Here is a 25,259-nt window from a genome sequence, read left to right as displayed (position 1 = left end):
CGTGAGTCGACCGAGAGCGCGGTACGCCGCGTCGCGAACGAGCACTGTACCGCCTGTCAGCCCCTCAGTCCCGCGGGTCGCGGTCCGGGCCGGGGTACTCCCCACCGACCACCGCCGAGTAGAGGCCCTCGGGGTCGAAGATGGCCGCGAACGCCGCCGGCGCCTTCACGCTCACGTCGACGCGACCCTGGAGTTTCATCCCCGTCCGAGCCGACTGCAGGTCCTCGTCGTAGGTGAGCACGTGGGCGGCGTCCCCGTTGTACGCCGCGGCGAGCGCCGGGTGGTCGCCCTCGGGGTGCTCGACCAGCGTCGCCGTCGCTTCGACTTTCTCCCTCCAGTCCGCCGCCAGGTCGGCGTCGCCAAGGCGTTCGACGATCGCGGTCGCGTCGTCCAGCAGCGGTTCGCTCGCGACGAGTTCCACCCACGAGTGCGAGCGCACGTGGTCGAGCGCCCGCCGCGCGTCCCCGTCGACGAACAGGTCGGCTGCGAGCACGTCGGCGCCAGCGACGACACGCGCCGGGTCGACGTCACTCATCGCGACGGTCGGCCAGCGTGTCTCGCACGGTCTCTACGTCCACGTCGTGTTCCGCCGCGCGCTCGAACAGCGACGCCCAGGTGGTCATTGGGTGCCGGCGATGAGGCCCCGAACCTCCTCGCGGTACTTCTCGGGCGTCAACCCGAGGTCGATGTCGACGGTGACGCTGATGGCCTCGGAGAGCTCTTTGGTCGTCGTCGTCGCGAAGCTCTCGGCGGGATAGGCTCCGCCAGCGACGACGACGTAGTCACCGACGTTCCACACGGCGAGGTCGCCGGCGACCTCGATGGTGCCGACGTCGATGTTGAACGTCTCCTCGCCGGTGTCGTACGCCATCTCTCCCACCGGGAACTCGGCGGCGAACGTGGTGAGCCCTGGGCTCGCGCCCGACTCCGTCTGGAAGGACTCCTCGCCGGTCTCCTGGACGTTCTCGAGACCCTCGTCGCGCATCCGCTGCTTGAACTGTTCGCGTGCGGACGACTCGGCCTGTTCGACGACCTCCTTCCGCCCGACGCCTCCTGGGAGGTTGTTTAGGTCCGGTGAGAAGTTGATGTGGGACGCCGCGAAGATGGCGAGTGTCCCGTCGATCTGTTCGAGCGTCTTCTCGGAAACCTCCGCCGCGAGCGCCTCGTCGCTGAACGTCAGTGTCGTCGACTTCGCGGTGACGGTCACCGGGCCGTAGGACTCCTCCATGACGGTCTGCTCGGTCCTGTCGGTCTGCTCCCAGCCACCGTCGTCGATCGCTGCCTGCGGGACGTCCGGCGGGGCGACCGTGCCGAGCGCGCTACTGCAGCCGGCGAGCGCCCCGAGCCCCACGACACCTGCTCCACCGAGGAATCTGCGGCGGTTCATGCCCCACAGTGCGACGCTACTGGGTTATGTGTCTTCCGCCGTGTGACCTCCACTGGTAGAATCGTGATACGGCGGAGCCCAGCGGTCGTTCCAGTGAGCCAACTACCGGCTACAGGGCGTCCTCGACGAGCGCCTCGAGGACTGCGACGGCGTCGTCGTCGACCGGTCGGTGGGGCGACCGTACAGTCCCTGCTGGCACACCCCGGGAGCGCATCGCCGCTTTCAGTCCCGGGACGCCGTACCTCGCGGTGACCGCGTAGTCGAGTTCCACCACATCGCGGTTCACTGCTCGCGCCGCGTCGTCGTCGCCGGCGGCGTGGCGCTCGACGATCTCGGCAGCCCGTTCCGGTGCGACGTTCGCGAGCGCGAGGACGCCGCCGTCCGCACCCGCGTCGAGGGCCGGCGCGAGCACGCTCCCGCTCCCGACGAAGAGGTCGAACGCCTCGCCGGCGGTAGCCGCCCGGATGCGCTGGAAGGAACCGAGGTCGCCCGTCGTGTCCTTCATGCCGGCGACGTTCGGGTGTGGTGCGAGTGACGCCACAGTCTCGGGTTCGAGTGTGTGGCCGGTGTACGCCGGGACGCTGTAGAGGTACACCGGGAGTGGGGAGGCGTCCGCAACCTCCTGGTAGTACGCAGCCACGTCCGCTTCGTCGTGGTCGTAGTAGAACGGCGTGACGACGAGCGCGCCGTCGGCGCCTGCGTCCGCCGCCCGCTCCGTCGCTTCCAGCGTCTCCCGCAGTCCCGGGCTCCCCGTCCCCGCGAGCACGGGTACGTCTGCCGGGGCGGCGTCGACGACCGTCCCTACGACGGCCGCTCGCTCGTCCGCCGTGAGCAGTTCCGATTCGCTGGTCGACCCGCAGGGAACGAGGAAGTCGACGTCGCGGTCGGTCACCCACGTGACGAGCGTCGCCAGTGCGTCGTGGTCGACGTCGCCCGCGTCGTCGAACGGTGTCGCAAGTGGAACGCCGAGTCCGTTCATGGAGCCACCACGACCCCCTGCCCATTGTCGTTTCCGGTCGCCGCTTCCGTCTGACGTACACTTATGTAACCCGACGAGCATCAGCCGACTGGACGCGCGTCTTACTCCCTACCTCCCCCCGCGCGTCCGGCACTCCCCACTCCCACGTTCGCTCGCTCCACGCAGTAATGCGGCGAGTTCCGGGCCGCTACCCACTTTCTGACCGTCGATACTCGGAGATTGCACGAAGCGCCTGCTGTGGACGACTGGAACGGTCCGAGCGTGCGGAGAGAACTGAAGCCTAGGCCGGAATTTGAATCCGGGGTCTCGTCCTTACCAAGGACGCGCTTTACCGCTAAGCTACCCAGGCACGCATCCGTATCAAGGGCCGGCGTCTTCTTTATTCGTTTCGATTCAGCGGTCGCCGACCGACGTCGGGCTGACTCTGTCGTCCGCCGTGGGTCCGCCGACGCGGGTCATCACCTCTTCGACGCCCTCGGGGAGCGCGTCGGTCGCGTCGGCGAGCGGCGGGGCGCCGTGGTTGGCCGCGAGCCCGACGACGTACTGGCGCAGCGGCACCGGCGTCTCGCCGCCCGCCGCCGTCGCGCCCGCGATGGCCGCGAGTTCGAAGACGTTCGCCTCAAGGGTCTGGGCGGTCGACGTCCGACCCTCCTGGGCGTCGGTCTGCTCGCGCCCGAACTCCCGGACTGTGTGGACCGCGTGGCTGGCCGCCTCGGTGCGCGCGAGGATGCGGAACCCGCGGGCGACGAGGACGTCGGCCGCGAGGACGTCCAGGTCGTCGTCCGGGTCGGACTCGTCGGTGTCCGCCCACGGCTCGGTGGCGACGAGCGCTCTGGTCACACGGAGCCCCTCGTAGATGAGCTGTACACCGGCTGCTCGTCGCGAGACCGCGTGCTCGTCGGCGCGCCCGTCGACGACGCGCGCGCTCAGAATGGTCAACACGCCCGGTAACATCGAGGACGACGCGACGTGGTCGTCGATGACCGCCCGGAGCCCGTCGGGTTCGATGTCCGCGACGGCCTCGAGGGCGGCAGCCCGTGCCTGCTCGGCCTCCTCCATCGCGGGAGGGTAACGGCGGGAACGGCAAAGACCTTTGGAAAGCACCCCGTCGCTCCCGTATGCTCGCAGTCACCGACGAGGACCGCGTACGGGTGGTGACCCTCGACCGCCCGGACCGTCGCAACGCGCTCACGCCCACGGGCCTCGACGACCTCCGGGACGCCGTCCGTGGCGCCGACCAGCCGGTCGTCTACGTTCACGGCGCGGGCGAGGCGTTCTGCGCCGGCGCGGACCTGGACACGGTCAGGAGCCTCGACCGCAAGGACGGCGAGGCGTTCGCCCGGCGTGGCCAGCGCACGATGAACGCCGTCGCGGACACCGACAGCGTGGTCGTCGCGGGCGTCGACGGGGCGGCGCGGGGCGGCGGCGTGGAACTCGCACTCGCCTGCGACGTCCGCGTCTGCACGCCGGACGCGACGTTCGCGGAGACCGGCGTTACCCTCGGACTGTTCGGCGCCTGGGGCGGCACTCGACGGCTCGAACGCGCCGTCGGCGCGACGCATGCCGCCGACCTCTCGCTGTCCGGGCGGACCGTGGACGCCGAAACGGCACGCGAGATGGGGCTCGTCTCCCGCGTCACGTCGGAGCCGCGAGCCGTCGCCGACGAAGTGGCGGGCAACGACGAGACGGCGCTCGCCGCACTGAAACGGCTCCTGGGAGCGGACGCCGACCGAGAAGAGACCGAGCGGCAGGAGGCCGCGGCGTTCGGCGACCTGCTCGCCAGGGACCCGTTCTGACTCAGGGCGACGGCGGCATCCCACGCTTGTGCTCGCTGCGCTCGTAGAGTCCCCGTACGGTCTCGACGACGCTGTCGGGGACGCCCAGGTGGTCGGCCGTCGCGCCCGCCGGGACGCCGCCGTCGACGTGCATCGCGAGCACCGCGTCGATGGTGTCGTAGTCCACGCCGAGTTCCTCCTCGTCGGTCTGATCGGCCCACAGCTCCGCCGTCGGCGTCTTCGTCACGAGGTCCTCGGGGACGCCGAGGTCGCGTGCGAGCTGTCGGACCTGCATCTTGTAGAGGTTCCCGATGGGGTGGCAGTCGACCGCGCCGTCGCCGTACTTCGTGAAGTACCCCACCAGCGCCTCCGTCCGGTTGCCGGTGCCGAGCACGACGCCGGACTCGTGGTTCGCCACGAGGTAGTTCAGGACGCCGCGGGTGCGAGCGCGTGCGTTCCCGACCGCGAGCTGGTCGCCCTCTGCGTCGGGGTAGTGCTCCGTCAGCAGGTCGACGAACGGGTCGATCTCGATCACGTCGTACTCGATGTCCAGCTGCTCGGCGACGCGCTCGGCGTCGCTCATGTTCGCCTCGCTGGACACCGCGCCGGGCATCACGAGCCCGTGGAGCGCGTCCGACCCCAGCTCCGCCACGGCGAGGTGCGCGACGGCCGTCGAGTCGATGCCGCCGGAGAGTCCGAGCACGCAGCGGTCGGCACCCGCGGCGTCGACGGTCTCCCGGACGAACGACTGGATGCGGTCGCGGCGCTCGGCGAGTTCGGCCTCGGAGAACCGGAGGTCGAGCGGCTCGATGGTTTCTGGACCGGTCATACCCCGCGATTCACCCGGCACCGACTAAAACCCACTCGCCACCCCCGAGTTCGTGGACGTTCGTCCACTTCGGGAAACGCTACGTTAAAGTGTGGCCGCGGACAATTCGACATTAACACTGCGAGCGCCGGTGGCGAGCGAATCCAACGGATTCGCGAGCGACGGGGCGCGAACGTAGTGAGCGCGCCGGTGGTCTAGTGGTAGGACATGAGCTTCCCAAGCTCATAGCCCGGGTTCAACTCCCGGCCGGCGCATTCTCGTCTCGCTGAATGCCCGATTAGCGGGAATTCTCAAAGTTGAGTGCCAACGTCTCCACCAGTCGTGTACTGTCACTAACACGCACACCTATGCGCCTGCAGCAGACACCGGAGGACGATGCCAGTCTCGAACGACCCTCGTGTCGTCTCGATAGACGTTTCGGCGATGCAGGAGGCGATCCAGGAGACGGTCGAGGGGTCACTCCGGTCGCTCGTCGAGTTCGACAAGGACGAGTTCAACACGCTGTACGTCGACGACCTCTCGATGCAGTTCTACGAGGACGAGGACGAGATGATGGCGCACTTCGAGGAGATACACTCCTACGTCCACCTCGACTTCACCGAGAAGCGGTTCTACAGGGAGGACATCTTCCCTGTGGCCGACCGGGTGCGCTACCTCGCGACGGGGTTCGACGTGTTCACCGCACTCCGCATCTACTTCGACGACGAGGGCCTGTTCCTCATGCTCGACCGGGACGAACCGGTCGAACCGGTGGTGGCCGCGGCCGAATCGGTGTACGACGCCGAGAAGTGACCACGCAGACCGTCCAGAACGCTCATTGCTGCCGGCCGACCAACTTGGTGCGTGACGACGCTGGACCCCCGGATGGCGCGCGAGTACGTCGAGACGGAGCACGCTGCCCTCCTCGCAGCCGTCGAGTCGTGTGCGGACGCCGTCGCCGACTCCTGGGACGGCCCTCGAACGACTGACGCGAGCGCCGTCTACGACCGATTGGCGGCGTGTCTCGACGAACACGGCGTTCGCGACGCGCTTCCGGGAGTGCTCGCGGGCGCGGTCGACGCGGCTGGCGGGAGCCTGCGGGCCGAACCGGTCCCCGCCCCGCCGTACGTGGTGGTGACCAGCCGCGGGCCGTTACTGCGCGCGACGCTCGACGACGGCCGACTGGTCGTCCGAATCAACGCCTTCCGGGTGACCGACGACGGCGCGTACGAGCGCGCGGACGGTGGCGTCAGCGTCGCCGTGCGGTGAGTGAGTCTCGGGAGTACGGTGACTACGCGTAGTGCTCCTCGAGGTAGTCGACGATGTCCTCGGAGTCGTACACCGTCTCCTCGCGGTCGGTGTCCACGAGGAACGGGATCGCGTCCTCGCCGCCGATGGCTTCGAGTTCGTCGTGGGTCTGCTCGTTCGTCACGTCGCCGCCCTCGTCGCCCGGCAGACGGGGGTTGTGCGCGACGTAGGAGACGCCGAGTTCGGAGAGCGTCTCGCGGACCGTCTGGGAGTACGGACAGCCTTCGGACTGGTACAGTTCCAGCATGTACGGTACTACGTGCGCAAGCCCCGTAAGCGTCAGCGCACGCGGGGGTAGTCTGCCCGCCGCACCCACTCCCGGAGTTTCCGGGCGCCACCCTCGTCGTAGCGCAGTGGCCGGCGCCACCACGGCCCCTTCCCGGAGTCGGCCGACCACTCCGTGACGACGTGGTTGGCGTCCACGCCGCGTGCGCCGCTCAGCGGGACCGCCCGGTCGTAGAGCCGGGAGTTGTCGGTCCCAACGAGCAGGACGGCGGCGTCGAACGGGTCGCGTTTCAGGTGCGCGTTCCCCGCGAACCGCTCGCGTTCCCCCGGGGAGAGGTCGTGGAAGGCGTCGCCCTCCAGGGGGTCGCGGGCGAGCGTGAACTCCCCGATCAGGTAGGTGCCCCACGCGTCGGCCATCCAGTCGGCCGGGCCGTCGGGTGCCTCCAGGGTGGCGTAGAAGTAGGCCCGGTCGCCCGCCGACAGTTCCGAGAGCGGTCGGGCCTTCACGCCGTGGGGGTCGCCGTACGTGTAGCGGTCGCAGCAGGCGTACTCCGCGAACGTGGGGTCGAGGTGGACCGGCGTCTCCAGGACGTCGGGGGGAACGTCCAGTGGCAGGTCGAGATCGGCGTACGTCGGCACTCGTTCCGAGGTCGGCTCGGACTCGGGGATGGGGACGTAGACGAACGAGCCGTCCGACCGGAGGGGGCCGCGGAACCCCGGCTGGTTGGTGTTGGCTGCGACGTTGATCGCGACGGCCCCCGTCACGCTCGGAGCAGGCCGACACAGTCGCGGCAGAACTGGTAGTCGGGGTCGTTCTTGGCGCCACACTCCGGACAGAGCGCCACGTCGGGGTTCGCCTCCTCGTGGGTCGGGTGGTCGGCGAACTGAGCGCTCTCGCGGCGCATCGGGGAGTCAGTCGCGCCGATGTCCCCGCTCTGGAGGCGTCGCCACACTGCGAACTGGAGCACCGCGACGAAGACGATCGCGAGCACGAACAACCCCCATTCCATGTGTCTCACTACCACGCCGAGCCTATTCAGCCTTGGCCCGCCAGAGACCACGCTGTCACCGCTAGCGTCGGTGGAACTGGCCGCGAGAGCGGTGGACTCGACGGGGATGCGCCCGGTCACGTGTCCGGTGGCTGGAGGTCGCGCTGGAACTCGTCGTACGTGTCGACGTCCGCGGAGACGTCGGCGTCGAGACGCCGCTCCTCGGTGCGGCGCACGTTGGCGTCCTCGATCGGGTCGGCGACGGACTCCCAGCCCGGCTTGACCTTGACGCTCTTCGCGGGCATCCCAACCGCGACGTGGTGGTCGGGGACGTCGCCCTGCACGACCGAGCGCGCGCCGACGATGGCGTTGTCTCCGACGCGGACGCCCGCCCGCACCATCGCGCCCTGCGTGACGCGGGCGTCGTCGCCGACGACTGTGCGGAAGTTGTCCACCTCGGTCTGGTCGACGACGTCGTGGTCGTGCGTGTAGAGGTGGACACCGTCGCTGATGCTCGCGCGGTCGCCGACGACGAGTTCGCCGCGGTCGTCGAGGTGGACGTCGTCGTGGACCACGACGTTGTCCCCGAGTTCGATGTTGTGGCCGTACGTCATCGAGATCCCCCTGAACAGGCGGACGTCCTCCCCGACGTCTGCGAACAGGTGCTCGGCGAGCAGCCGGCGGAACCGGAACGCGAACTCCACGTTGTCCGCCAGCGGCGTGTTGTCGAACTGCCGCCAGAGCCACTGCAGGGGCTTCGAGTGCGCGAACGCCTCCTCGTCCTTCTCGGCGTAGTACTCCGACTCGAGAGTGGCGTTCCGCGGGTCGTAGTTCGACAGCCGCGCCGCCTCGACGGGCGAGACGCTCTCGTCGTTCCGCCACGCCTCGTAGGCGTCCCGGTCGCCGTTGAGGTCCACCAGAACCTCCGTGACGGCCTCGGAGAGCCCGTCCGGATCGCTCGCCGCCGACAGCCGGTTGTCCACGTCCGCGAGGAACCCGCGGAGCGTGGCCTCCGCGCTGTCCGGGAGCGAGACGCGTCGCTTGGTCATGCGTCGTACTGCGCCGTCGTCACTGATAGTGGTTTCCGTACCGACGGGAACCCCCGCCTTTAGTGGAATTCCCCGCTGGTGGTACCGAGCCGTACACCTCGAAAGCCCCGGCCAGCTACGGTCGCGCGCCTCGCTGTGCGCGCTCCCGCTGGTCGCGTGCTTGCGTCGGCGTGCTTCCCGTAGCTGGCCGCCCCTTTCAGTCCCGCCCGAGTCGGTTGACCAACCGGTCGACGGGAGGTCTGAAAGGGGCCGGACGGTCGGCGGGTCCCGGGCGAAGTAAGCACCGCAGCGACCGGCGGGAGCGAGGAGCACAGCGAGCCCCGGGCCCACGAGCGGCCGGGGGCTTTCGGGGAAGAGCCCACAGACTCGACTCCTCCCGTGAACGACACCGACACCGGAACCGCACTCGCTAAGTGACAGACCCCCTAATCCCCGCGTATGCAACACCGAGAACTCGGGGACTCCGGGGTCGAGGTCAGCGAGGTCGGCTTCGGCGCGTGGGTCGTCGGCACCGACTGGTGGGGTGACCGCGACGAGGACGACGCGCTCGAGATGGTCGAGTACGCCCTCGATGCGGGCATCACGTACTTCGACACGGGCGACGTCTACGGCCACGGCCGCAGCGAGGAACTGCTCGCGGAGGTGCTGGCCGAGCGCGGAGACGAGATGACCGTCGCGACGAAGGTCGGCTACGACTTCTACAACAACCCGCAGGCGGGCCACGGCGAACTCCCGAAGGAGATGGACATCGACTACCTCCGGGAGGCCGTCGAGAATAGCATGGACCGACTCGGCGTCGACAGCGTGGACTACCTCCAGCTCCACAACCCGAACGTCGACGAACTGACGCCGGACGTGCTCGAACTGTTCGACGAACTCCGCGAGGACGGCCGCGCGGCGGCCATCGGCGTCGCGCTCGGTCCCTCGATCGGCTGGCTCGCGGAGGGCGACTTCGCCATCGAGGAGGCGTTCGACGGCGTGCAGTACGTCGGCAACCTCCTCGAACAGGACGTCCACAACCACTTCGTGGAGACGGTCCGCGAGACGGGCGCCGCCACGTCGCTCATCCCCCGCGTCCCCCACTCCTCGGGGCTCCTGAACGAGCAGGTGACTCCCGAGACGGAACTCGGCGAGGGCGACCACCGCGGCTTCCGCCCGGACGAGTGGTACGAGACGGGCTGGGAGAAAGTCGAGGCGCTGCGCTTCCTCGAACAGGATGGAGAACGGACGCTGGGCCAGGCCGCCATCCAGTGGCTGCTCAGCTTCGACGAGGTCGCCAGCGTGACGCCGACGTTCCGCTCGAAGGACGACATCGACGAGTGGGCCGCCGCACCCGAGACGCCCGCTATCAGCGACGAGGAGCGCGAGCGCGTCGCCGACCTCTACGCCGACAACTTCGGCGTCGACCGTTTCGACGGGATGGCCGAGGAGGACTACCGCACGAGCGTCGACGGCGACGACCTGCGGGACGCGGGGCTGCTCGGGTCCGCTGATTAAATCTTCTGAGCAAGCATCCGCCGAGTGAGCGGCTCGAAGAGCCCGAACGAGGCGTTTCTCCGCGCGAACGGAGTGAGCGCGGGACGTTTTTAGCGTAGCTTTTTGCAAGTGGGGGTTCCCGCAAGGAGCGACGAAGTCGCGACCGAGGAAACCCCCCGCAGTAAAAAGGTCCTACGCGAGGAAGACGTGTCGCGGCCGTCCTGCGAGGACGTCACGGCCCCAGTCGACCGTGTCGCTGAACGCGTCGGAGCGGCAGAAGAACGCCATGGCGTCCTCTCTCGACGCCCACTGGCTCGCGATGAACATGTCGTTCTCGTCCTCGACGTTCACCATGAGGTCGGTCTCGTGGTGGCCGTCCATGTCGGCGAGGACGTCGGCGACCGTGTCGAACTTCTCGACGAAGTCCGCGGTGTGTTCGGGCTTGGTCTCGTAGAACATCCCCATCGTGCCGAAGCCGGACTCCTCGCCCGCGCGCGAGACGACCTCCGGGAGCTCCGAGAGGAAGCCGGCGGCAGTGTCCGCGGCGCTCGCCGTCTCCCAGATGGAGACGACCGCCGAGCGGTCGGTCGCCCGCCCCTCGTACACCGCGGTCTTGACGTGCGTGCCGTAGTGGTCGAAGTTCCCGCGGAGCCCCTCGACCTCCTCGAAGAGGTCGTCGACGTCCGCCTCGGAGTAGAGGACCGTGGCGTGGACGTCCTCGCCGTGGGGCTGGCCGGCGTAGATGTTCAGCTCCTCGAGCTCACCGCGGAGGTCCTGGTCGTCGCCCTCCTCGTCACCGTCACCGTCGCCGCCCCCGTGGTCGTGGTGGCTGCCGTCGCTACCGTGGTGACCGTGTCCCTCATCGTGGTGGTGGCCGGTGTCGCCGTGGTGGTGTGCCTCCCGCATCCTGCCGTGTGGAACGTCGGTCTCGGCGTCGCCGGTCGGGACCGTCTCGCCGGCCATGTACGCCTGGAGGTCGGCGGGCGGGAACCGGCGGCCGACGTAGAACTCGCCGAACTCGCCGTACTTCGAGGACGCCTCGTCGAAGCGCATCTCGTAGACGATGTCCTTGACGTCCGTGAGGTCGTCGGCGAACAGCGTGACCCCCCACTCCCAGTCGTCGAGGCCGACGCTGGAGGCGATGACCTGGTTGATCTTCCCGGCGTACTGCTTGCCGACCTCGCCGTGGCCCGCCATCAGGTCGGCGCGATCGTCCATCGAGAGGTCGTACCAGTTCTGTTCGGGCTGGCGGCGCTTGCTCATCGGGTAGAACGAGACGTACGTGTCCGCGGGAATCTCGGGGGTGAGCTTCCCCTCCATGTAGCGGCGCAGACCCGCGTCGACGCTGTCGGGGTCCTCGAAGTACTCCGGGGAGGTGTAGCCCGATATCTCGGTGACGGAGACGTAGGAGTACGGCTGCTCGGTGTACCCCGCGAACGCCGTCTGCTCGAAGGTGCGCTCGATGCGGTCGAGTTCGTCCAGGGACTCCCGGAAGTGGACGAACAGCAGGTCGGCCTTGTGGCCGGTGATGGAGAAGACGGCGGAGTCTCCTTCGTCCGCACGAGCCAGCGATTCCCGGTGCTGCAGGAACGATTCGGCCTCGTCGAGGGCGCCCTCGCGGTCGCGCTCGGGGGCCTCCCGCCACGCGTCCCAGTCCACGGTGCGGAAGTCGTGGAGCGCGAACCAGCCCTCCTCGGTCTGCGGCGCGTCTACCATGTCTCGGCTTTCGGAACCCGCGTAGAAGGGTTTTCCCAAACGAGCGCGAGTACGTGACAGGTGGCGTATAGAAACGCGGTTCTACGAGCTGTTTTGTCACCCCCGGCCGTCACTGTGTCCGATGCCAGACTCCGCACAGTCGGCGAACGGACGGGTCGAGGAGACGGTCGACGACGCGTTCTGGCCCGCACCCCGGCCGGGCCAGGTCCGCGTGCTCCTGCTCGGCACCTACCACATGGACAACCCCGGTCTCGACGAGGTGAACGTCGACGCTGACGACGTCCTCGGCGAGGACAGGCAGGGTGAACTCCGCGACCTCGCCGACCGCCTCGAACGCTGGAAGGCCGACCGCGTCGCCGTGGAGCGCCCGTGGGACCGCGCCGCCGACCTGAACGACGTCTACCAGCGGTATCGCTCCGGCGCGTACGACTACGACACCGAACACGAGTTCGAGTCGACTCACGGGATGCGCGACGACGCCGCGACCGAGTGCCGTAGCGAGGTCGTCCAGATCGGGTTCCGACTCGCCGACCGTCTCGGTCACGAACGCGTCGCCCCCATCGACTGTCCCGCAATGATGGGCAACGACGCCACGGCGGAACTAGCCGAGCGGGGCTACGAACCGGAGCGGAAGGTCGACGTGCCGCGTCTCGACACCGATTCACTCCAGCGAACCCGCGACGAACGCCTCGCCTCGTCGACAATTCCCGACTACCACCGCATGCTGAACCGCGAGCGGGAACTCCTGAAGAACCACGCCGGGATGTTCGGGATGTACGTGCCGTACGGGGAGGGCGAGAACTTCGGCGGGCCGGCGGCGCTGGGCACGTGGTACGAGCGCAACCTGAAGATGGTCCACAACCTGTGGCGGGCCGTCGACGCCGACGCCCAGGAGACCGGCGACGAGGAGCGAATCCTGCTGGTCGTCGGCAGCGGCCACGTCCGGGTGCTCCGCCACCTGCTCGACGAGACGCCCCAGTTCTGCCCGGTGAACCCGCTTCCGTCCCTCTCCTGAGGGCCACCGCGACCGAAACGCTTTCCCGCCGACCCGCGGAACGTGGGGGCAGATGCGAAAGAGCGGTCCGCCGAAGGGACTCGTCTCCTACCTCGTCCTCGAACTGCTGGACGAACAGCCCCGCTACGGCTACGAGATTCTCAAGGAGATCGAGTCGCTCAGCGGCGGCCACTGGGAGCCCTCCTACGGCTCCGTCTACCCCATCCTCTACAAGTTCGAGGAGGAGGGGTACGCCGAGCGGATCGAGCGGGAGGACGAACCCGACCGGAAGTACTTCGAGATCACCGACGAGGGCCGCGCGGAACTCGCGGACAAGCGCGACGAGGTCGGCGACACGGGCGACGACTTCATCGATGTCATCCTCGGGTTCTACCACATGTTCGCCGTGCTCGGCACCGACGAGCGCTTCGAGATATCGAACCCGGAACCGGGCGAGGGGTGGCGCTTCGACGAGGCGTTCTCGGCGTGGATCGTCGAACAACTCATCCGGCACCACGAGTACTACTTCGAGGAGTTCGAGCGGGTCGAGGACACCCCCGAGGAGTTCGCCGAGCGGATGGGCCTCTCCGAATAACTCCCGGCAGGTGCCAGCACGGCTCAGTACGCAGAGCGCCCCGGACACGACTGTTCGATACGGGGAGCAGATGCAGTAGCGGGTAGTAAGACCGACGCGAGTGTAACCCGTCTCGCCGTCTGGAACACGGTTGTAGCGTCGTCGATACCGTCCTATTCTGCGGTCGTGGACTGCTCGTCGACGTCGGCTTCGGCTCGGTTCTTCCAGACGATGGTGCGCTGGCTGCGGGTGAAGTACCGGTAGGCGGCGTACAGCAGGTTCGGGACGCCCATCGCCCACCAGATGGTGAAGATGGCGATGACGAGGTGGACGCCCGGATTTCCGAAGTCACGCCGCACGAGCGTGACCCGGTCCCGGGTGTCCTCCTCGATCTGCCAGCCGGATTCGACCTTCGCGGTGACCTCGCGCCGGTAGGAGTCCGAACGGTCCATACGAAACCGTACGGCTGCTCTCCGAAAGTGGTTGGTCGCACGTTGGTTGCGGATTCACTACCAGCGGACACTCGCTGAATTCACCACCTCCTGAACAACCCATCCCGGGTCGAAGAAGGAACGACGCTGGCAACTACCGCTAGTTCAGCAGTTCCGGCCCGAACAGCATCAACACCAGACTCGCGAGCATCAGCAGCCCGATGCTCGTCGTGATGGCGCGGGTGAACGCCCGCCGGTTGTCCACTGGGAGCCGCGAGGTGACGGCCTCCGCGCCGGTCCGCAGGAGGTGACCACCGTCCAGCGGGAACGCGGGGATGCAGTTGAAGAACCCGAGGTTGAGGTTGATCCACGCGGTCCACAGCAGGACGTTGGCGAACACGAAGACGACGCCGGCGGGGAGCGCGCCGAGTGCCCCCTCGACGACGAAGAAGTTCGTGTTCACGCCCGCGAACCCGGGGAAGTTGAAGCCGATGGACGGGTCGAGCAGTCCGATGAGCGGGAGGTAGAGGCCGCCGACGATGGCCTGCAGGAAGCCCACGATGGCGCCGCCGCCGGAGCCGAACACCGCCGAGAGGTAAGCCGACCCGGTGGCGTCGCCGGAGACCATCGTGTGGAACTGCTCGGCGGGATAGAGGTTCGCACCGAACCCGGAGACGGTGACGCCGCTGACGCCGGGCGCGATGCCCACGCCGAGGTAGCTCGACCCGTCGGGCTGGGTCCCGAGTTCGACGTCGTACGTCTGGCGCTCGCCGTCGATGTACGCGACCACGCCGACGGTCTCGCCGGGCGCGCGCCCGTCGAGGACCTCCTGGAGGTCCTCGCGGCCGGTCACGCGCTCGTCGTCGACGGAGACGATGACTGCGGTCTCCTCGGCGGGGAGCCCGCTGTCCGACGCGGGGCTGTCCGGAGCGACGGTCACGAACGCGCCCGCGGGACCGGTCACCGTCTTCCCACCCTCGGTCGTGAACGTCGCGACAGTCGCGTTCTCGAGTGCGTCACGCAGTTCGGTCTCCGTGCGGACCTCCGTGCCGTTGACCGCGGCTATCGTGTCGCCCGTCTCGATGGCGGCCAGCGGCGACGTCGAGGAGTTCCCGACGACCAGTAGCCGGCGGTCCACGTCCCGCTGGTCGCCGTTCGCCAGTCTCACCGATACGGACCGCTCGTCTGTCTCCTCGAGCGCGCGCTCGAACTCGGTGTTGTTCTCCACCTCTTCGCCGCCGACTGCGACGATGCGGTCGCCGTCCGAGATGCCAGCTTCGGCGGCCGCGGAGTCGTCGTAAACGGCGCCCACCAGGCCGCCGTCCGCGACCGCGATTGCGCCCGCGACCGGCCCGAACAGCAGGCCGAACGCGAGTACGACGACGAGGAAGTTGTTCGTCACGCCCGCCGCGAACATGCGCGCTTGCGCACCGCGGGACTTCTCCTTCTGGCTCTCCTGGTCGGGTTCGACGAACGCGCCGATGGGGAGGATGGCCAGCATCACGGCGCCCATCGACTCGACCTCGATGTCCTCGACGCGGGACATCAGCCCGTGACCGAACTCGTGGACGACCATGCCGACGAACAGGCCGAGCACGATCTCGGGGGCGACAGCGGCCGGCAGGAAGTCGTTGAGGCCGGGGATGATGAGCGTGTTCTGTGGCTCGTTCACGGCGGAGGGCTCCGGCGGGTTCGCGAGCGTAGACACCGCCGAGAGCACGAGCACGAACAGCACGCTCACGAGCACGACGGCGGTGATACCGAGGCCGAAGTTCCCCCACGCGCGCCAGGCGCGCTTCGGCGTCGACGCCCAGTCGAGGAACCGCTTCCCGCGCTTCGTGTGGAGTGTCAGAATCGGTCCCGTCGCGGAGACCCACGACGGCAACAGCCCGGAACTGCGGGCCCACGCCACGCCCGCCCAGTAGACGACGAGTGCGACGAGCAGTACCGTCCAGATGTCCATTGATAGCAAAGTCAGTGACGTGGCGACAAAAGGCGTTCGGGGTGGGATTCGTTCGGCCGGCGTCTGGGTGCCGCGCCTACCGCTCCCGGCGCAGGCGTTCGAGCACGAACTCGCGGTCGAGTTTCGCGAGGAACGGCCCGAGCTGTGGCCCCTGGTCCTCGTCGAAGAACAGCCGGTAGCCCGCCGAGAAGAACGACCCTATGTCGACGTCGTGGCGCTTGGCGGACTCGTAGATCTCGCCCTGTAGCGTCTCGCCGTCGGGGTCCTCGCGCTCGAGGAACTCGGCGAGTTCGTCGAGTGCGACCGCCGTGGCGTCGTCGAAGTCGAACGCCGGGAGTTCGGTCCGCTTCAGGTCGTAGTTGAACTCGTTGTCCGTCCGCCGCGCCCACTCGCGGGCGAGTTCGACGCGAGCGAGCGCGTCCTCGACGGTCTGTTCGGACGCGTCCTCGGGGATGTGTCCCTCCTTGCGCGCGATCTCTTCGCGGATGTCGGGGTCGTCGGTCATCCCGAGGACGGCCGCGAACGTGTACGGGATGCGGATGCGCTCGGAGCGCTCCTCGCCGACGACCACCGGGTAGACGCGTTCGGCGCGCTCGCGTTCCGCCTCATCGGCCTCGCTCTCGCCGAAGTAGACGGCCTCCATCCGGTCGAACTCGTCGACGAGCTGGTCGAGGCGCTCGATGGAGAAGTCCCGGGCCTTCTTCGGGTCCTTGCTGAAGAAGTAGCGGACGACCTCCGGTTCGAGCATGCGCAGGACGTCCTGGACGAGGACGACGTGCCCCGACGACGAGGAGAACGCCTCGCCGTCGAGCGTGAACCACTCGTACACCATCGGCACCGGCGGTTCGTCGCCCAGGACGTTGCGCGCGATGTCGACGCCCGAGGGCCACGACCCTTCGGCGTGGTCCTTGCCGAACGGCTCGAAGTCGACGCCGAGGACGCGCCACTGCGCGGGCCACTCGAAGCGCCACGGAAGTTTCCCGTCGCGTAGGCTCGCGGTTCCCTCGTGGCCGCAGCCGTCGATGGTCTGGTCGCCGGCCTCCACGTTCGTGCATTCGTAGTCGACGGTGCCGGCGTCCAGGTCGATGCCAGTCACGGCGTCCGTCTCCGTGACGTGCCCGCAGCGCTCGCAGATGGGGCGGAACGGCACGTAGTCCTCGTCGACCTTGTCCTGGTAGTCGGAGAGCACCTTGCGGGCAGTCGCGCGGTTCTCGAGGAGGAACCGCGTCACGTCCTCGAAGTCGCCCGCCTCGTATAGCGCCGTGTTCGACACCATCTCCACGTCGATGCCGAGCAGCGCGGCGGACTCCTCGATGAGGTTCGAGAAGTGGTCGCCGTAGGAGTCACAGCAGCCGAACGGGTCGGGAATCGCGGTGTACGGCGCGCCGAGGTTCTTCCCGAGCGCACCCGCGTTCACCTCCCCGAGGTCGACGATGTTGCCGTCGAGGTCGGCGAGCTTCCGCGGGAGCTTCCGGAGCGGGTCGCGGTCGTCGCTCGTGAACACCTGCCGGACGTCGTAGCCGCGGTCGCGCAGCGCCTCCGCGACGAAGTAGCCGCGGACGAGCTCGTTCATGTTGCCGAGGTGGGGGACGCCCGACGGCGAGATGCCGCCCTTGATGACGATGGGTTCCTCGGGGTCGCGTTCGAGGATGCGGTCGGCGACGGCGTCCGCCCAGAAGTCGCGGTCGTCGACGAGCGTGTAGGGGTCGTCCTCGGGGAGCATCTACTCGCTCGCCCAGTACGTCATCTGGTCGTCGGCGCCGTCCGGGATGATGTCCGTCCCCTCGTGGTCGCCGTACAGCACGGCGTCCACGATGCGCTGGGGGTCGGTCCCGTCGAGGACGATGGTGCGGACGCCCGAGCGCTCGATGAGCTTCGCGGCGAGCAGGTCGACCGGCGCGGAGGAGCCCGCGCTCATCTCGATGTCCGCGATGATGTCGACGAGTTCGCCGGCGGTCATCTGCTCGAAGTGTTTCGCGTCGTCGTCCTCGTTGGGGTCCGCGCTGAACACGCCCGGCACGCTCGTTGCGTACAGGAGGAGGTCGGCGTCCGTGTACTCCGCGAGCGCCGCGCTCACGGCGTCCGTCGTCTGGCCGGCGACGACCCCGCCCATCACGGCAACGTCGTCGCGGCGCATCGCCTCTCCGGCCTCCTCGTAGTTCTCGGCGGGGCTGGGCGCCGCCCGCCCACCGAGCGCCGCGATGAGCAGGCGCGCGTTCAGTCGCGTCACGTCGATGCCGATGTCGTCGAGTTCGATCTCGTTGGCCCCCAACTCCCGGGCCGTCCCGATGTACTCCCGTGCGACACCCCCACCGCCGACGACGGCTCCGACCTCGCAGCCGGCGTCGGCTAGCTGCTCGATGGCGGCGGCGTGCTCCTCGACCCGCTCGTGTGAGAGGTCGGGCGCGAGGACGCTGCCGCCGATAGAAACCACGACTCGCATACTACAGCGTGATACCTCCGAAGCGGCCTTAAGGGTTGTCAACTCGGGTTCGTTCGGCTGCGGAACACCTTTGCGCGCGCCGTCGCTCGCCACGGTATGGTCGCCCTCGCAGCGCCGGTCGTACTGCTGTCCGCACTCCTCGTTGTCGCGGCGTTCGTCGGCCTCTGGTACTACCGATTCGCCGACCGACCACCGGTCCGCGCGACAGCCGCCGTCGCAGCCGGCACGCTCGTCCTGGCGTACAGCGTGGTCGCCGTCTCGGACCTCGTTGCGGACCCGGTGGAGTCGGTCGCGATTCTCCTCGCCGTGCTCGTCGTCTCCGCGGTCGTCCAGTACGCGTGGGTTCGCGTCCGGGGCTGACGGCGACACCTACAAACCTCCCGGACACGCATCCTGACCTATGCAACTGCTCGGTATCGCCGGGCCCGGCGCCGACCACGTCGCGGACGCGCTCGCGGACCGCCTCACCGACCGGGGCCGCGTCGCCGTCGTCCGGGAGGGGGAGACGGACGCTCCGGCCTGGACTGCCTACGTCGTCGGTGACGGCTGGACCGGTGTCGGCGGCGAGCGCTCCGTCGACAGCGTGCTCGACGAACTGGCCCGCGACCACGACTACGCGCTCCTCGTCGACTTCCCCGACGCCCGCGTCCCCCAGGTAGCGGTCGGGGACGCCGACGTCGAGGATCCCGTGCTCTCGACGAGCGCGGCCGACCCCGACCTCGACGCGGTCGTCGCGGAACTCGAAGACGCCGAACCGTTCCAGACGCTCGCCTCGCTCGTCGCGGAACTGAAACGCACGCCCGAGGCCGACTACGCGGGCGCCATCGCGACGTTCACCGGCCAGGTGCGGGCACTCGAGGACGACGACGACGAGTGGACGGAGTCGCTCACCTTCGAGAAGTACGACGAGGTGGCCGCCGAGCGCACGGCGACCATCCGCGAGGAACTGGAGGCCCGCGAGGGCGTACTCGGTGTCCGCCTCCACCACCGCGTCGGTCGCGTCGATGCGGGCGAGGACATCGTCTTCGTCGCGGTGCTCGCCGGCCACCGCCGGGAGGCGTTCCGGGCCGTCGAGGACGGCATCGACCGCCTCAAGGAGGAGGTACCGATCTTCAAGAAGGAGGTCACCGTCGCGGAGGAGTTCTGGGTTCACGACCGGGCCTGACTCCGTTCTCGAGCGCGAACCGCAGACGAATGTCATACACTCTCGGAATAACGAACGAACGCGAAAGAAACGACGAGAAGTCTCCGTAAAACGTCTAACCGGATTTGAAACTGTCGTGAAATGTCCGACTGATTCCGTTCACGGCTGAAAACGTGCGAACAGTCGCTAACGTTCACCCCTTTATAACCCCTCGTGGGCAGTAGGGTGGGACGAAGATGAGCGCAACCCAGCAGTCCTCCACGACCCGCGAACCGCAGGACAAGGAGACTCGCCTCAAGTCCTACCTCCGCGAGAAGGCCGAAGACGGTGAGCTCTACTTCAAGAGCAAGTTCATCGCCGACGAGGTCGACCTCTCCCCCAAGGAGATCGGCGCGCTCATGGTGAAGCTCTCGAAGTCCGCGACCGACCTCGACATCGAGAAGTGGTCGTACACGAGCGCCACCACGTGGCGCGTCCAGCCGGCGTAACGACGCAGTTCACGATCCCCGCGCGCTCCCGTTCGACGTCCCCTTTTCCGTCGGGTCCTCCCCTTCCCGACGGAGCTACCTTCCTTCCCCCACGGCCGAGTGTCGGCCCGGTCCCCCACGGCGATTCGACGCGCCGATGACCCGGCGTTTAAATCGCTGTGGGCGTAACTACCGCGTGATGTCGGCCCAGCCGCCCGACGACGCACCCGCGCCGGCGAGTTTCGACTCCGTCTTCGACGTCTACGAGGTGAGCCAGCGTGATGGCCGCGTGCTCTACTTCGGCGACGCCACGACCGACCGGCAGACGGTCATCCGGACGGTGTGGCCGATGTTCCGCGAGCGCGGCTACGAGGTCGAACTCGCCCGGCGCACCGGCGAACTCGTCCTCGTCGCCGAACCACACGACGCCGACACCGGTGGGTTCCCCTGGAAGAACGTCGCGCTGTTCGTCGCCACTGTGCTCTCGACGCTGTTCGTCGGTGCGCAGTGGTACTACGTCGACCCGTTCTCACCGGAGATCGTCCGCGCGCTCCCGTTCACGCTCGCCGTGATGGGCGTCCTGGGCACCCACGAACTCGGTCACTACCTGCTGAGTCGCTACCACGACGTCGACGCCAGCCTCCCGTACTTCATCCCGTTCCCGTCGCTGTTCGGCACGATGGGCGCTGTCATCAGGATGCGCGGCCAGATGCCCGACCGCGACGCACTCTTCGACATCGGCGCCGCGGGCCCCCTCGCCGGCCTCGTCGCCGCCGTCGTCGTCACCGTCGTCGGCCTGCTGTTGCCGCCGGTGCACGTCCCGCCGGAGATCGTCAACTCCCCGTCGGCCGTGGAGATCCAGTTCGCGTACCCGCCGCTCCTCCAGGCGATCGCGACCGTCCTCGGGGAACCGCTCTCCTACAGCGACCCCAGCCGCTCCGTCAACCCCGTCGTGATGGGCGGCTGGATCGGGATGTTCGTCACGTTCCTCAACCTCATCCCGGTCGGCCAGCTGGACGGCGGCCACATCCTCCGGTCGCTCGTCGGCGACACCGCCGACCGCATCGCGCCGCTGGTCCCCACCAGCCTGTTCGCGCTCGCGGGCTACCTCTGGCTGGTCGGCGAGGCCGGCAACGCCGCCGGCATCTGGGTCATGTGGGGGTTCCTCTCCACGCTCGTCACGTTCATGGGGAGCGTCGACCCCATCGACGACGAGCCGCTCGACCGCCGTCGCGCCGCACTCGGCGTGCTCACGTTCGTCCTCGGGGCGCTCTGTTTCATGCCCGTCCCCATCCAGATCGTCGGCTAGCAGTGGGTACTAGCGCGGTCTCTCTGTTCGGCCGATGACGAAACGCCGGAGTGCTACGTGGCTGTGCGGACCCACCACTGCGGCCGCTCCCAGGTACGATCGGGGCTCGCCACGGTCAAACGCCGTTTTCCGGGCCGTTCCCGTGCAGACCCACGTTACTGTCCGTATCGACGCGAGCCAGCGGAGAGCAGCCCGACGGTGACGAGGACGACGCCGAGAACGAAGGCGGTCCGGGTGGCGAACCCGACTAGGAGTGCCGCGGGGTTGAAGCCAGGGGTGTTCCGCTGCGTCCGGAGCGAGTAGACCTCGCCGTCGTACTCGACGGCGTACACTCCCTTCCCGAGGGTGATGTGGTCGCTCGCGTACTCGAGGCCCGGTGCAGTCATGGACTGGTTCGTGACGACGTACGGTGAGTCGGCGCGGGCGCGGTCGAAGATAGCCTGACCGCGCTCGGAGAGGGACTCGTAGGCCCGAACGTCGCCCGCTTCGTACTCGATTCCGTAGACGAGCGTGCCGTTCTCTGCGGGCGCTACGCGGTGGACGAACTCTGTCGACTCCGAGGAGTCCCCGACAGGAACCGCCGAGACGAGCAACAGGAGAACCCCGAGTCCGATCACGACTGCGGGAGTGGAGGGCCTGGACACCATACCGGGCCGTCACCCTCGTTGCCATTAGTGGTTGTGCCACTGGGGCGGCTGTACGAACCGATCACCGCTTCTCTGTATCGAACAGCTGCTCCCCCCTCGACTCTAGAAAATTCCTACTAGCAACTGCTGCTAGTGCGTCCAGCCGCGGTCCGCCAGCGGTTCCCCGTCGAGGGTCACGCCGTCGTCGACGACTTCGCCGACCACCGTCAGCGGCACCGGTGACGCCGTGCGCGCGTCGGCGACGGCTTCCGGCGGGAGCGTCGCCACGAGTTCGAAGTCCTCGCCGAACGTGAGTGCCGTGTCGAGTGGGTCCGTCGCTACCTCCCGGAGCGCCGCTGCGACGGGGATCTCCGCGGCGTCCACGGCGAACCCAACGTCGCTCGCCTCGGCTAGCTGGTGGAGCGAGCGCGCGAGGCCGTCGCTGGAGTCCATCATCGCCGTCGCGTACTCGCCCAGTGCCAGCCCCGCCGCGACCCGCGGCGAGAACCGGAACAGCTCGTTCGCGCGCTCGGTCTCGCCCGACTCGAACAGCCGCAGTGCGGCCGCGCTCCGGCCGAGCGTCCCCGTCACGACCACGCGGTCGCCGGGGGTCGCGCCGCCCCGGCCGATCTGGCGGTCCGTCTCGCCGACCGCCGCCGTCGCCACCGTGAACTCCTGGTGGCTGTCGAGGTCGCCACCGACGTACGCCGCGTCCACGTCTTCGCAGACCGCCGACGCCCCCTCGACGAACGCGGCCAGTTCCTCGTCGTCGAAGTTCGGCGCGGCGTAGGCGGCGACCGCCGCGGTGGCCTCCGCGCCCATCGCCGCCACGTCCGACAGCGACGCGCCGACCGACCGCCACCCCGCCGTGTAGCGCGTGGTCCCCTCGGGGAAGTCCGTCGCTTCGTGGAGCATGTCGACGGTGAGCACCGTCCCGTCCACGACCGCGGCGTCGTCCCCGGCGTTCGCGACGAGACCGCCGACCAGGTCCAGCGCCGCCCGTTCGTCCATACCGGGCCTTCACCGCCCGCGACTAAAACGCCGCGGATGCGAGACAGGGCCGATGGCCCGCGTGTCGTTGCACTCGGGAACGAGCGCCTAACGATGGCTTTAAACGAATCCGACGTGAAATCCGCCCAATGGCAACCCTCTACGACGCCCCTGCGGACGAGCTCATCGACGAGCTCGCCGAGGAACTCAAGGACCAACTCGACGAGCCCGACTGGGCACAGTTCGCGAAGACCGGCTCCGGCCGAGAACTCCCGCCCGAACAGGAGGACTTCTGGGCGATCCGCGCGGCCAGCCTCCTGCGGAAGGTCGCGATGGAAGGTCCCATCGGCGTGAAGCGCCTCTCGACGGCCTACGGCGACACCCGCGACGGTTCGAACCGCTACGTCGTCTCGCCGTCCGAGAGCGCCGCCGGCTCCCGGAACATCATCCGCACCATCCTCCAGCAGCTCGAGGACGCGGACCTCGTCGAACAGCAGCACGACCGCGGCCGCGTCGTCACCGCCGAGGGCCGCAGCCTCCTCGACGACACCGCGAACACGGTCATCGAGAACCTCGACCGCCCCGAACTCGAACGCTACGCCTGAGGTCGCGTTCGGTCGATTTCTCCGCCGTTCGTCCACTGCCGAGCCACACGACTATCGTCCGGGTGCGCAACAATTAACGGGATACGCAGCAAAGGGCCGACTAACATGAGTGGGAACCCAGACGACGAACGGCTCGACGAACTCCGCCAGCAGAAGATGGAGGAACTCAAGCAACAGCAGGGCGGTGGGGGCGCCCAGGACGAGGCACAGCAGCAGGCCCAGCAGCAGGCCGAACAGCAGAAACAGGCACTGCTCAAACAGCACCTGACGGACGGCGCGCGCAAGCGCCTGAACACCATCCGGATGAGCAAGCCGCAGTTCGCCGACAAGGTCGAACAGCAGGTCCTCGCGCTCGCCCAGTCCGGGCGGCTGCAGGACCGCATCGACGAGGAGCAGATGAAAGAGCTGCTCCGGGAACTCAAGCCCGACTCCAAGAGCTTCAACATCAACCGCCGCTAGCATGGAGCTGGGCCTGCTCTACAGCGGCGGGAAGGACTCTACGCTCGCGGCGCTCGTCCTCGAGCGGTTCTACGACATCACGCTCGTCACCGCGCACTTCGGCGTCACCGACGAGTGGGAACACGCTCGCGAGGCGGCCGACGCCACGGACTTCGCGTTCGCCGAGATCGAACTCGACCAGGACGTCGCCGAGGAGGCCGTCGACCTGATGCGCGAGGACGGCTACCCCCGGAACGGCATCCAGCACGTCCACGAGCACGCACTGGAGGCCGTCGCCGACGAGGGGTTCGACGCGATCGCGGACGGGACGCGCCGCGACGACCGCGTCCCGACGGTCTCGCGGGCGCAGGCACAGAGCCTCGAGGACCGCCACGACGTCGACTACCTCTCCCCGCTCTCGGGGTTCGGGCGGCGAGCGGTCGACCGCCTCGTGAACGCCGAACTCGACGTCCAGGTCGGCCCCAGCGAGGAGATTCCGCGCGCCGACTACGAGGCGGAACTCCGCGCGCTCCTCGCCGAGGAACACGGCGAGGAGGCCATCCGCGAGGTGTTCCCGGACCACGACCAGACGTACGTCCACGGCCTCCGGGAGTAATCGAACCACTCTTCTCCGAACACCGGCTCCGTTCGCGTGAATGGAGCCGGGAGTACTGTACGCGCTCGCCGCCGCCGGCATCTGGGGCAGCTACCTGTTCGCCCTGAAACGCTACTTCGCCGGCATCCACGGCGCCGTCCTCACCGTCTTCGTGAACGCTGCCGCCATCGCGTGGTACCTCCCGTTCGCCGTCGGCGTCGGCGACGGCCTCCCCGCGTTCCCGCCGATGGACGCCCTCGACGTCGCCGTCTTCGCCGGGACCGTCGTCATCGGTGGTGCGGGGTTCCTGCTCTCCGTGCGCGCGCTCGCCGTCGGCGACGTCTCCTACGTCGCGCCCATCGCGAAGATCGTGCCCGTGTTCGTCGTTCCCATCGAGGTGCTCGGCCTCGGCGCCACACTCGAATCCACGGCCCTCCTCGGCATCGGCGTCGCCACTACCGCGGTCTACCTCGCGAACTACGAGGGCGGCGACCTCCTCACGCCCCTCCGGAAGGCGGTCCACTCCCGCGCCGCCCAGCTCGCGCTCCTCTCCGCGATGCTGTACGCCGTCAGCGACGTCGGCCGCCGCATCGTCCTCGACGGCTTCACGTTCCCCACGCGGCTCTGGGTGCCGACGTTCCTCGGCGGCGTCGCTGTCGCCGTCCTCCCGCTCGCGCTCCGCCGCTGGCCCGCGGGCGGCGTCCGCCAGCACCTCCCGATGTTCGTCCTCGCGGGCTCCGGCGTCGCCGTCGGCGAACACGTCACCGCGCTCGCGTTCGCCAGCGCCCCCGCGAGCATCGTCTCCACGCTCGTCAACGCCCAGGCCATCGTCGCGGTGCTTTTGGGTTGTGTGTTGCTGGGTGAGCCCGGCCTCCGGCGTCGCCTGGGTGCTGCTGTTCTGGCTGTGGTTGGTGTCGGTCTGATAGCTGTCTGAGTCCGCCTGCCGACCCGCCCCTTTCTTGGGACCG

The 25,259-nt window shown here is 68.5% G+C and carries 30 protein-coding genes and 2 tRNA genes; 15 read left to right on the top strand and 17 right to left on the bottom strand.

Going from position 1 to position 25,259, the window contains the following annotated elements; genetic code table 11:
- Nucleotides 1–64: 64 nt before the first annotated feature.
- The 5 genes from LT965_RS05295 to LT965_RS05275 form a co-directional block, all read right to left on the bottom strand.
- Nucleotides 65–535 carry a DUF7384 family protein gene (locus LT965_RS05295; RefSeq protein ID WP_232702975.1) on the bottom strand — a complete coding sequence of 157 codons (471 nt, stop codon included), beginning with the start codon at nt 533–535 and terminating at the stop codon, nt 65–67.
- A gap of 84 nt (nt 536–619) precedes the next feature.
- On the bottom strand, nt 620–1,387 hold the full coding sequence (locus LT965_RS05290; RefSeq protein ID WP_232702974.1) for a DUF6517 family protein: 768 nt from the start codon (nt 1,385–1,387) through the stop codon (nt 620–622).
- Between the two features lie 109 nt (nt 1,388–1,496).
- Entirely contained in the window at nt 1,497–2,366 is an 870-nt protein-coding gene (locus tag LT965_RS05285) for a dihydrodipicolinate synthase family protein (RefSeq protein ID WP_232702973.1), read from the bottom strand.
- Between the two features lie 277 nt (nt 2,367–2,643).
- Nucleotides 2,644–2,715, bottom strand: a tRNA-Thr gene (locus LT965_RS05280).
- Between the two features lie 44 nt (nt 2,716–2,759).
- On the bottom strand, nt 2,760–3,425 hold the full coding sequence (locus LT965_RS05275) for a DUF7114 family protein (RefSeq protein ID WP_232702972.1): 666 nt from the start codon (nt 3,423–3,425) through the stop codon (nt 2,760–2,762).
- Nucleotides 3,426–3,484: 59 nt separating this feature from the next.
- Here LT965_RS05275 and LT965_RS05270 point away from each other — a divergent pair, with 59 nt between their 5' ends.
- Nucleotides 3,485–4,162, top strand: coding sequence for an enoyl-CoA hydratase/isomerase family protein (locus LT965_RS05270; protein ID WP_232702971.1), 678 nt, complete (start codon nt 3,485–3,487; stop codon nt 4,160–4,162).
- Nucleotide 4,163: 1 nt separating this feature from the next.
- Here the strand turns inward: LT965_RS05270 and LT965_RS05265 are convergent, their stop codons facing one another.
- Nucleotides 4,164–4,970, bottom strand: coding sequence for an NAD+ synthase (locus LT965_RS05265; RefSeq protein WP_232702970.1), 807 nt, complete (start codon nt 4,968–4,970; stop codon nt 4,164–4,166).
- Between the two features lie 183 nt (nt 4,971–5,153).
- Between LT965_RS05265 and LT965_RS05260 the strand changes: the two genes are divergently transcribed.
- The 3 genes from LT965_RS05260 to LT965_RS05250 all read left to right on the top strand — a co-directional run bounded on the left by LT965_RS05260 (nt 5,154) and on the right by LT965_RS05250 (nt 6,218).
- Nucleotides 5,154–5,224: transfer RNA gene (locus LT965_RS05260), tRNA-Gly, on the top strand.
- A 121-nt stretch (nt 5,225–5,345) separates the two neighbouring features.
- Nucleotides 5,346–5,762 carry a DUF7522 family protein gene (locus tag LT965_RS05255; protein ID WP_232702969.1) on the top strand — a complete coding sequence of 139 codons (417 nt, stop codon included), beginning with the start codon at nt 5,346–5,348 and terminating at the stop codon, nt 5,760–5,762.
- Nucleotides 5,763–5,813: 51 nt separating this feature from the next.
- The gene (locus tag LT965_RS05250; protein ID WP_232702968.1) at nt 5,814–6,218 is read left to right on the top strand and encodes a DUF7988 family protein; all 405 of its coding nucleotides are present in this window, start codon (nt 5,814–5,816) and stop codon (nt 6,216–6,218) included.
- A gap of 22 nt (nt 6,219–6,240) precedes the next feature.
- Here the strand turns inward: LT965_RS05250 and LT965_RS05245 are convergent, their stop codons facing one another.
- From LT965_RS05245 to LT965_RS05230, 4 genes are all read right to left on the bottom strand, one after another.
- Complete coding sequence (locus tag LT965_RS05245; RefSeq protein ID WP_232702967.1) at nt 6,241–6,504, bottom strand: glutathione S-transferase N-terminal domain-containing protein; 264 nt, start codon at nt 6,502–6,504, stop codon at nt 6,241–6,243.
- Nucleotides 6,505–6,536: 32 nt separating this feature from the next.
- Nucleotides 6,537–7,247, bottom strand: coding sequence for an Nmad3 family putative nucleotide modification protein (locus LT965_RS05240; RefSeq protein ID WP_232702966.1), 711 nt, complete (start codon nt 7,245–7,247; stop codon nt 6,537–6,539).
- Complete coding sequence (locus LT965_RS05235) at nt 7,244–7,492, bottom strand: DUF7577 domain-containing protein (protein WP_232702965.1); 249 nt, start codon at nt 7,490–7,492, stop codon at nt 7,244–7,246. The genes LT965_RS05240 and LT965_RS05235 overlap by 4 nt, the downstream gene beginning before the upstream one ends.
- 116 nt (nt 7,493–7,608) lie before the next feature.
- Nucleotides 7,609–8,520 (bottom strand): acyltransferase, encoded by a 912-nt coding sequence (locus tag LT965_RS05230; protein ID WP_232702964.1) that lies wholly within the window; start codon nt 8,518–8,520, stop codon nt 7,609–7,611.
- A gap of 438 nt (nt 8,521–8,958) precedes the next feature.
- On the opposite strand from LT965_RS05230, the gene LT965_RS05225 reads away from it, so the two are divergent.
- Nucleotides 8,959–10,017: an aldo/keto reductase gene (locus tag LT965_RS05225; RefSeq protein ID WP_232702963.1), complete on the top strand. Its 1,059-nt coding sequence runs from the start codon at nt 8,959–8,961 to the stop codon at nt 10,015–10,017.
- 171 nt (nt 10,018–10,188) lie between these two features.
- On the opposite strand, the gene LT965_RS05220 is transcribed toward LT965_RS05225, so the two are convergent.
- Nucleotides 10,189–11,712: a heme-binding protein gene (locus LT965_RS05220; protein ID WP_232702962.1), complete on the bottom strand. Its 1,524-nt coding sequence runs from the start codon at nt 11,710–11,712 to the stop codon at nt 10,189–10,191.
- A gap of 121 nt (nt 11,713–11,833) precedes the next feature.
- Between LT965_RS05220 and LT965_RS05215 the strand changes: the two genes are divergently transcribed.
- Together LT965_RS05215 and LT965_RS05210 are read left to right on the top strand one after the other, a co-directional pair.
- Nucleotides 11,834–12,727, top strand: coding sequence for a DUF5694 domain-containing protein (locus LT965_RS05215; protein ID WP_232702961.1), 894 nt, complete (start codon nt 11,834–11,836; stop codon nt 12,725–12,727).
- Nucleotides 12,728–12,779: 52 nt separating this feature from the next.
- Nucleotides 12,780–13,301: a PadR family transcriptional regulator gene (locus tag LT965_RS05210; RefSeq protein WP_232702960.1), complete on the top strand. Its 522-nt coding sequence runs from the start codon at nt 12,780–12,782 to the stop codon at nt 13,299–13,301.
- 152 nt (nt 13,302–13,453) lie between these two features.
- Here LT965_RS05210 and LT965_RS05205 read toward each other — a convergent pair whose 3' ends face one another.
- From LT965_RS05205 to pyrH, 4 genes are all read right to left on the bottom strand, one after another.
- Complete coding sequence (locus LT965_RS05205) at nt 13,454–13,732, bottom strand: DUF8108 domain-containing protein (protein WP_232702959.1); 279 nt, start codon at nt 13,730–13,732, stop codon at nt 13,454–13,456.
- Nucleotides 13,733–13,871: 139 nt separating this feature from the next.
- Nucleotides 13,872–15,674, bottom strand: a complete 1,803-nt coding sequence (locus LT965_RS05200; RefSeq protein ID WP_232702958.1) for a site-2 protease family protein — start codon at nt 15,672–15,674, stop codon at nt 13,872–13,874.
- A 76-nt stretch (nt 15,675–15,750) separates the two neighbouring features.
- Nucleotides 15,751–17,397 (bottom strand): lysine--tRNA ligase, encoded by a 1,647-nt coding sequence (gene lysS / locus LT965_RS05195; RefSeq protein ID WP_232702957.1) that lies wholly within the window; start codon nt 17,395–17,397, stop codon nt 15,751–15,753.
- On the bottom strand, nt 17,398–18,117 hold the full coding sequence (pyrH, locus tag LT965_RS05190; RefSeq protein ID WP_232702956.1) for a UMP kinase: 720 nt from the start codon (nt 18,115–18,117) through the stop codon (nt 17,398–17,400). It lies immediately after the preceding gene.
- A 96-nt stretch (nt 18,118–18,213) separates the two neighbouring features.
- On the opposite strand from pyrH, the gene LT965_RS05185 reads away from it, so the two are divergent.
- From LT965_RS05185 to LT965_RS05170, 4 genes are all read left to right on the top strand, one after another.
- Nucleotides 18,214–18,477 carry a hypothetical protein gene (locus LT965_RS05185; protein WP_232702955.1) on the top strand — a complete coding sequence of 88 codons (264 nt, stop codon included), beginning with the start codon at nt 18,214–18,216 and terminating at the stop codon, nt 18,475–18,477.
- Between the two features lie 40 nt (nt 18,478–18,517).
- A complete protein-coding gene (locus tag LT965_RS05180) occupies nt 18,518–19,282 on the top strand; it encodes a molybdopterin synthase (RefSeq protein WP_232702954.1) in 765 nt (254 codons plus the stop codon).
- Nucleotides 19,283–19,497: 215 nt separating this feature from the next.
- The gene (locus LT965_RS05175; protein ID WP_232702953.1) at nt 19,498–19,749 is read left to right on the top strand and encodes a DUF7123 family protein; all 252 of its coding nucleotides are present in this window, start codon (nt 19,498–19,500) and stop codon (nt 19,747–19,749) included.
- Between the two features lie 178 nt (nt 19,750–19,927).
- Complete coding sequence (locus LT965_RS05170) at nt 19,928–21,037, top strand: site-2 protease family protein (protein ID WP_232702952.1); 1,110 nt, start codon at nt 19,928–19,930, stop codon at nt 21,035–21,037.
- Nucleotides 21,038–21,192: 155 nt separating this feature from the next.
- On the opposite strand, the gene LT965_RS05165 is transcribed toward LT965_RS05170, so the two are convergent.
- Both LT965_RS05165 and thiL read right to left on the bottom strand, forming a co-directional pair.
- Nucleotides 21,193–21,684 carry a DUF7979 domain-containing protein gene (locus LT965_RS05165; protein ID WP_232702951.1) on the bottom strand — a complete coding sequence of 164 codons (492 nt, stop codon included), beginning with the start codon at nt 21,682–21,684 and terminating at the stop codon, nt 21,193–21,195.
- A gap of 129 nt (nt 21,685–21,813) precedes the next feature.
- On the bottom strand, nt 21,814–22,674 hold the full coding sequence (gene thiL, locus LT965_RS05160) for a thiamine-phosphate kinase (protein ID WP_232702950.1): 861 nt from the start codon (nt 22,672–22,674) through the stop codon (nt 21,814–21,816).
- A gap of 128 nt (nt 22,675–22,802) precedes the next feature.
- Here thiL and LT965_RS05155 point away from each other — a divergent pair, with 128 nt between their 5' ends.
- From LT965_RS05155 to LT965_RS05140, 4 genes are all read left to right on the top strand, one after another.
- A complete protein-coding gene (locus LT965_RS05155) occupies nt 22,803–23,258 on the top strand; it encodes a 30S ribosomal protein S19e (RefSeq protein WP_232702949.1) in 456 nt (151 codons plus the stop codon).
- Between the two features lie 105 nt (nt 23,259–23,363).
- On the top strand, nt 23,364–23,717 hold the full coding sequence (locus LT965_RS05150) for a DNA-binding protein (RefSeq protein WP_232702948.1): 354 nt from the start codon (nt 23,364–23,366) through the stop codon (nt 23,715–23,717).
- A gap of 1 nt (nt 23,718) precedes the next feature.
- Nucleotides 23,719–24,312, top strand: a complete 594-nt coding sequence (locus tag LT965_RS05145; protein WP_232702947.1) for a DUF7411 family protein — start codon at nt 23,719–23,721, stop codon at nt 24,310–24,312.
- A gap of 40 nt (nt 24,313–24,352) precedes the next feature.
- Nucleotides 24,353–25,225: a DMT family transporter gene (locus LT965_RS05140; RefSeq protein ID WP_232702946.1), complete on the top strand. Its 873-nt coding sequence runs from the start codon at nt 24,353–24,355 to the stop codon at nt 25,223–25,225.
- The last annotated feature ends 34 nt before the right edge of the window (nt 25,226–25,259 follow it).

This window comes from Halobacterium wangiae, assembly GCF_021249345.1.
GTDB lineage: Archaea > Halobacteriota > Halobacteria > Halobacteriales > Halobacteriaceae > Halobacterium > Halobacterium wangiae.
The sequence above is the reverse complement of the archived record's forward strand: the minus strand, read 5'-3'. Positions and strand labels throughout refer to the sequence as shown.